Below are 323 nucleotides of genomic sequence, written 5' to 3' on the forward strand. Positions count from 1 at the left end.
CCCGCCGCGCCGCCGGGGAGAGCGGGTACGACACGGCCGTCCGGGAGTACGTGCGCGCGGTCGTGCGCCGTCTCGAGGAGACCGGCGTGCTCGAACCGCGTCCCGGACGCACGGCCCACGAGGCTGCCCGGGAGGCCGGGGCGCGGCTGCCCGCCCTCGCCGGGGAGCTGCGCGACGCGGCGGTGCTCTTCGACGAGGTCCACTACGGCGGCCGCCGCCCGGGACCCCGGGACGTGGACACCGTCGCCTCCCTGGACACCGCGGTGCGCGCCGCCCGTCAGGCGCCGGTGTGAGGAGGTCCTGATGTCCGCACCCGCCGGGGC

1 protein-coding gene is annotated in these 323 nt (G+C 79.3%); it reads left to right on the forward strand.

The genetic code is table 11. The features are described 5' to 3' along the window. A partial coding sequence (locus tag SACPADRAFT_RS32585) for a DUF4129 domain-containing protein (RefSeq protein ID WP_198048296.1) occupies positions 1 to 293 on the forward strand: 293 nt, incomplete at its 5' end. Positions 294 to 323: the final 30 nt, after the last annotated feature.

It is taken from the genome of Saccharomonospora iraqiensis subsp. paurometabolica YIM 90007, assembly GCF_000231035.2.
GTDB classification, from domain to species: Bacteria; Actinomycetota; Actinomycetes; order Mycobacteriales; family Pseudonocardiaceae; genus Saccharomonospora; species Saccharomonospora paurometabolica.